Raw genomic sequence first — 5,749 nt, forward strand, 5'->3', positions numbered from 1 at the left:
TTCTCCCCCAGCCGCTCACGAGCGAGTGGCAGGGGTCGCGGGCGACCACGACGGACAAGCTTCGATGGGTAAGCATGATCCGTTCTGGCACCGGAGTTTCCCGCCGCGACCGCCCAAGCATGTTCTACCCCGTGCTAATTAACGCGCATGACGGAGCCATTACCACCATTGGCGATCCGCTTCCCCTCGACTCGGATAGAGCCTCATACTCAGCGCCCCAGGGAACGGTCGCAGTGTGGCCGCTCCGTGACGATGGAACGGAGGGGCGCTGGCAGGTCGGTGCTGAGACTGCACGCCTCCTGCTCATGGAAGGGTTCCTGCGTTCCGGACGCCTAAGGGGCGATAGGACGGCTATCTCGTACCTGAAGTCAGGGGAGCAGAAGAAGGTCCTGGAAGGCGCGTTTGGAGAGGTCAGTAAGGACGAGAGAGGCGTCATCAGCGTTCAGGGGCAATCTACAGTGACCGCAAGCCGAATTCCTACCACGCAGTGGGCACTAGCAGCGCACTCTGCTTCTGAGCATGGAACAAGACTCCTCAGTGGATTTTTACCTGGCCGACGATTCCCATTCCCCAAATCGCTCTACGCAGTAGAGGACTCCCTTCGCTTTTACGTGAAGGAGAAGCCGGACGCTGTCGTACTGGACTTCTTTTCCGGCTCGGGCACGACGGCTCATGCAGTGATGCGTCTGAACAAGCAGGACGGTGGGCGCCGTCAGTGCATCAGCGTGACGAACAATGAGGTGTCTGCGGAGGAGCAGGTGGGCCTGCGAATGCAGGGGCTTCGTCCCGGTGATGTGGAGTGGGAGCAGTGGGGCATCTGCGACTACGTGACCAAGCCCCGCGTGACCGCTGCGATCACCGGTAGGACTCCGACCGGGGACCCGATCAAGGGCGAGTACAAATTTACTGATGAGTTCCCCATGGCCGATGGCTTCGGGGAGAATGCGGCGTTCTTCACTCTGACCTATGAGGCGCCCCGGCAGGTGCGTCGCAACCGTGCCTTCGCCCGGGTTGCGCCGATGCTCTGGCTCAAGGCAGGCTCTCGCGGTCGCATCATCTCCAGCCTTCCGGAGCGGGGCTGGGATGTGGCTCAGGCTTACGGGGTGCTTGAGGACATGGACCACGCCCCCGAGTTCTTGGCCGCCCTGGAGGCTGACCCCCAGGTGGGGATGGCGTTCATCGTGACCGACTCCGAGGTGGCCTTCCAGTCCGTGGCCCGGCAGCTGCCTGAACACACCACCGCGGTGCGCCTGTACGAGTCCTACCTGCACAACTTCCAGATCAACCGGAGGGCCTGACCCCCATGCGTTACACCCTCAAGGACTACCAGGCCCAGGCTGTCGAGCAGGTCCTGAACCGGCTGCATCGGGCCAGGAAGAACTACCAGGACGACGGGGTCCTGTCCCAGTTCTCTCTGGCAGCGGCGACCGGGGCCGGCAAGACGGTGATGGCCGCGGCCATCATCGAGGCCCTGTTCTTCGGTTCCGACCAGTACACCGAGGACATCGCCCCCGACCCCGGGGCCACCGTGCTCTGGTTCTCCGACGACCCGGACCTGAATGATCAGTCCCGCGCCCGGATCCATGCCGCATCCTCCGAGCTCGATGGCCGGCTGCGCACCGTGGAGAACTCCTTCGCTGAGACCACCTTCGCCCCCGGCCAGGTGTACTTCCTCAATGCCCAGAAACTGCGCGAAGGAGCCCGCCTGGTGCGCGGGGCCCAGGACCCCACCAACGCCGCCACCCCGGTGATGGCCGCCCCCGACATGGCCCAGCGGACCATCTACGACGTCATCGCCAACACCGTGGCCACCCCCGGACGAACCCTGTACTTCATCCTGGACGAGGCCCACCGGGGCATGAAGACCACCAAGAAGAACGACCAGGAACGGGCCACCATCGTCCAGCGCCTGATCAACGGCACCGCCCTGGCCCCGGCTATGCCGATCGTGCTCGGGATCTCCGCCACCGTGGAACGCTTCACCCAGGCCATGGCCCATGCCACCGACCGGGACGCGCTCTCCCCCGTGCAAGTCGACCCCGCGCTCGTGCAGGCCTCCGGGCTACTCAAGGACGATGTGGTCCTCACCATCCCCGAGGAAGCCGGCGCCTTCGACACCACGCTGTTGCGCGAGGCCGTGGCCCGCACGAAGGCTTCCACCAGGGCCTGGGCCGCCTACGCCGCCGAGCAGGGCGAACCGAACCCGGTGGTGCCGCTACTGGTTGTGCAGGTCGCAGACAAACCCAGCGACGAGCACCTCTCGCGAATCCTGGATGTCATCCACCAGGAGTGGCCCCAGCTGCGGCCCCAGGACATCGCCCACGTCTTCGGCACCCACACCGACCGGCACCTGCCCGGCCAGATCGTCAACTACATCGCCCCACAGCGAGTGCAGGAAACCACGCACATCCGGGTGCTGCTGGCCATGGAGGCGATCTCCACCGGATGGGACTGCCCCAGGGCGGAGGTGCTGATGTCCTTCCGCACCTACAAGGACGCCACCTACGTCCACCAGCTGCTGGGCCGGATGGTCCGCACCCCCCTGGCCCGACGCATCCCGGGCAACGAGGTGCTCAACTCCATCGACTGCTTCCTGCCCCACTTCGACAAGACCACCTCCACCGCCATCGCCCAGACCTTGATGCGCGGACAGTCCGACATGGACGACACCACTTCCGACCCCGCCCGCGCATCCGCCCGGCGGGTGCTGTTCGACCCGGTCACCCTGACACCGAACCCGGCGGTGGGAGAAGACGTGTGGGCGGTGTTCGACGCCCTGCCCTCGATGAACATCCCCCAGGGCACCACCAAACCACTCAAGCGCCTGGACATCCTGGCCAACGCCCTCTCCCACGACGAGCTGCTGCCCGGGGCGGTCAAGACCGCCGCGCACACAATGTGCAAGCTCCTGGACGGATGCAGGGCGCAGTACTCCGAGCAGATCGCCGCGGCCCGCCAGGATGTACTCACCCTCTCGGCCCAGCGGCTGACCGGCCGGCTGGGAACCACAACCCTGAGCACCACCAGCCTGGAGCTGCTGGCCGATGACCGGGCCATCGAGGAGGCCGCTGCCGCAGCGGCCCGCACCCTCACCGGCTGGATCGCCGGGGCCTACATCGATCACATCGTCCCCGAGGACGAAGAGGAGCTCGACCTGCGCGAAGGAGACATCATCATCGCCTCCCTGGCCCGCACCTCCGAGGTCGTCGCCGATCTGGAGGCCAAGGCCGACAAGCTCGTGCAGGACTGGCTGAGCCAGTACCGCGTGCAGATCAACGGCCTGACCGATGAGCGCCAGGCAGTGTATGACCGGGTGCGGGAGATGGCCCGTCGGCCTGAACGTGTGGACCTGACCCGCCCGAAGTTGGCCCAGGCCGACCAGCAGGAGCGCCTCCCTGATGGCAGCGAGCGTCCTCTGCCGACCCGCACTCTGCATTTGATGGCCGCCGAGGACGGCACCGCACCTGTGGATCTGAACGCCTGGGAGCAGCAGGTGCTGGACTCCGAAGCCGCCGAACCCTCCTTCCGGGGCTGGTACCGCAACCCCTCCCGGGCCTCCAAGCAGTCTTTGGCGATCCCGTTCCAGGACGGCACCGGCCAGTGGCAGGCGCTACGACCGGACTTCCTCTTCTTCCACGCCAACCAGGACGGCACGATCCGCGCGGACATCGTGGACCCCCACGGCACGCACCTGGCCGACGCCTTGCCCAAGCTGCGGGGCCTGGCCGACTACGCCCAAGCACACGGGGACGCCTTCGGCCGGATCGAGGCCGTCGCTGAGATCGACGGCCAGCTGCGGGTGCTGGACATGAAGAACGACGTCGTCCAGGCCGGCGTCCACGCAGCCCAGGACGCTGAATCCCTGTACAAGGCCGCGCCCGCGTACTAAAGCAGAAACCCAGGTTGAAGCGCCCTGGGAGCATGTGGGGCGGGACGACCACCAGCACCACCGGGTCCAACGGAACTAAGCCCATCATGGGGTCCAGGGTGGTGGCCCCGACGGGAAGGCAGCCGACTACGGGGATCCAGGCTCCCTGGAACGGCGCGCGTGTGGGTGGGGGCAGGACGCCGTCGACGGTGAGGGCGTAGGGGTCTTTCGCGGTGGAGGCATTGCCCAGCACGGCGTAGGGGCCAGGCTGGCCGGCAGGGTCTGCGGGAACACCTTGGCCCGTCTGCTCCGGGTCATCCTGCAGACCGGCGGCTGTGAGGGAGTCCTCGGTCACGAGCATCGCCCCGGGCAAGTTGTCCCCGAATCGGTCACCTATTCCTGCACCAGTCCCGTCCGCCCTGGTCCGGGTGGTGGGGTCAGCGCAGGACGATGGTGCGGTTGCCGTGGAGGATGACGCGTCCTTCGCAGTGCCATCGCACGGCGTTGAACAGGGCCTTGCACTCGGTGTCGCGGCCAGCGGCCACGAGGTCCTCGGGGCCGTAGGTGTGGTCGACCTGCACGACCTGCTGGGAAATGATGGGCCCTTCGTCGAGTTGGGCGGTGACGTAATGGGCGGTGGCGCCCACGGTCTTCACCCCGCGGTCGTAGGCCTGGTGGTACGGCTTGGCCCCCTTGAAGCTGGGCAGGAACGAGTGGTGGATGTTGATCACCCGTCCCTCCATCCGGGTGGCGAGCGAGTCACTAAGCACCTGCATGTAGCGGGCCAGGACCACGAGGTCCACCTCGAAGCGCTCCACGAGCTCCAGCAGACGGGCCTCGGCCTGTGGCTTGGTGTCGGCGGTGACGGGCACGTGGTGGAAGGGGATGCCGTGCCACTCGACCAGGCGCTGGTGGTCGCGGTGGTTGGAGACCACCGCGACGATGTCTACGGGCAGCTCCCCGGTGGAGGCGCGGAAGAGCAGGTCGTTGAGGCAGTGGCCGAACTTGGAGACCATCACCAGCACGCGCCGCTTCGCCCCGTGCTCGCCCAGCTCCCAGCGCATCCCGAACCGTTCTGCGACCGGAGCGAGGTCCGCTTCCAGGGTCGCCCGGTCCAAGGCCTGCCCGGTGGTGGAGGCCACGTGCACGCGCATGAAGAAGTGCGCCAGCCGCCGGTCGTCGAACTGGGTGAGCTCCACGATTGTGCAGCCGTGCGCCAGGAGGACACCGCTGACGGCGTGCACGATCCCAGGCTTCTCGGGACAGTCGAGGGTCAGCACCAGCTCCGCGGTCGCCGGGGCGGTGTGCACAGGCTCCGGCTCTGGGCGCTGCTGCTGGTGCGGGTCAGCATTCAATGACGTTGACGGCGAGGCCACCACGGGAGGTCTCCTTGTACTTGATCTTCATGTCGTTGCCAGTCTCGCGCATGGTCTTGATGACCTGGTCGAGGGAGACCTTGTGCTCGCCGTCGCCGTGCAGGGCCATGCGCGCCGCGTTGACCGCCTTGGTGGCCCCGATGGCGTTGCGCTCGATGCACGGGATCTGCACGAGCCCACCCACCGGGTCGCAGGTCAGCCCGAGGTTGTGCTCCATACCGATCTCAGCCGCGTTCTCGACCTGTTCCGGGGTGCCGCCGAGCACCGCGCACAGGCCTGCGGCGGCCATGGAGCAGGCCGATCCCACCTCGCCCTGGCAGCCCATCTCCGCGCCCGAGATGGAGGCGTTCTCCTTGATGAGGATGCCGACGGCGGCCGCCGTCAGCAGGAACTCCACCACGCCGTCCTCGTCCGCCCCGGCGACGACCCGGGTGTAGTAGTGCAGCACGGCGGGGATGATGCCCGCTGCCCCGTTGGTCGGGGCGGTCACGATCCGCCCGAGTAG

4 protein-coding genes are annotated in these 5,749 nt (G+C 66.9%); 2 read left to right on the forward strand and 2 right to left on the reverse strand.

Annotated elements, in window-relative coordinates; all coding sequences use genetic code 11:
- Window positions 1–305: 305 nt before the first annotated feature.
- Window positions 306–1,298, forward strand: a complete 993-nt coding sequence (locus ACHFFZ_RS16655) for a DNA methyltransferase (protein ID WP_394277712.1) — start codon at window positions 306–308, stop codon at window positions 1,296–1,298.
- Window positions 1,299–1,303: 5 nt separating this feature from the next.
- Window positions 1,304–3,889, forward strand: a complete 2,586-nt coding sequence (locus ACHFFZ_RS16660) for a DEAD/DEAH box helicase (protein ID WP_394277713.1) — start codon at window positions 1,304–1,306, stop codon at window positions 3,887–3,889.
- 416 nt (window positions 3,890–4,305) lie between these two features.
- Here ACHFFZ_RS16660 and purU read toward each other — a convergent pair whose 3' ends face one another.
- Together purU and ACHFFZ_RS16670 are read right to left on the reverse strand one after the other, a co-directional pair.
- Window positions 4,306–5,178, reverse strand: coding sequence for a formyltetrahydrofolate deformylase (gene purU, locus ACHFFZ_RS16665; protein WP_394277715.1), 873 nt, complete (start codon window positions 5,176–5,178; stop codon window positions 4,306–4,308).
- A 34-nt stretch (window positions 5,179–5,212) separates the two neighbouring features.
- Window positions 5,213–5,749, reverse strand: a 537-nt coding sequence (locus ACHFFZ_RS16670; RefSeq protein ID WP_394277714.1) for an L-serine ammonia-lyase, iron-sulfur-dependent, subunit alpha, incomplete at its 5' end; no start/stop codon positions are given.

Source organism: Luteococcus sp. (assembly GCF_043424415.1).
GTDB lineage: Bacteria > Actinomycetota > Actinomycetes > Propionibacteriales > Propionibacteriaceae > Luteococcus.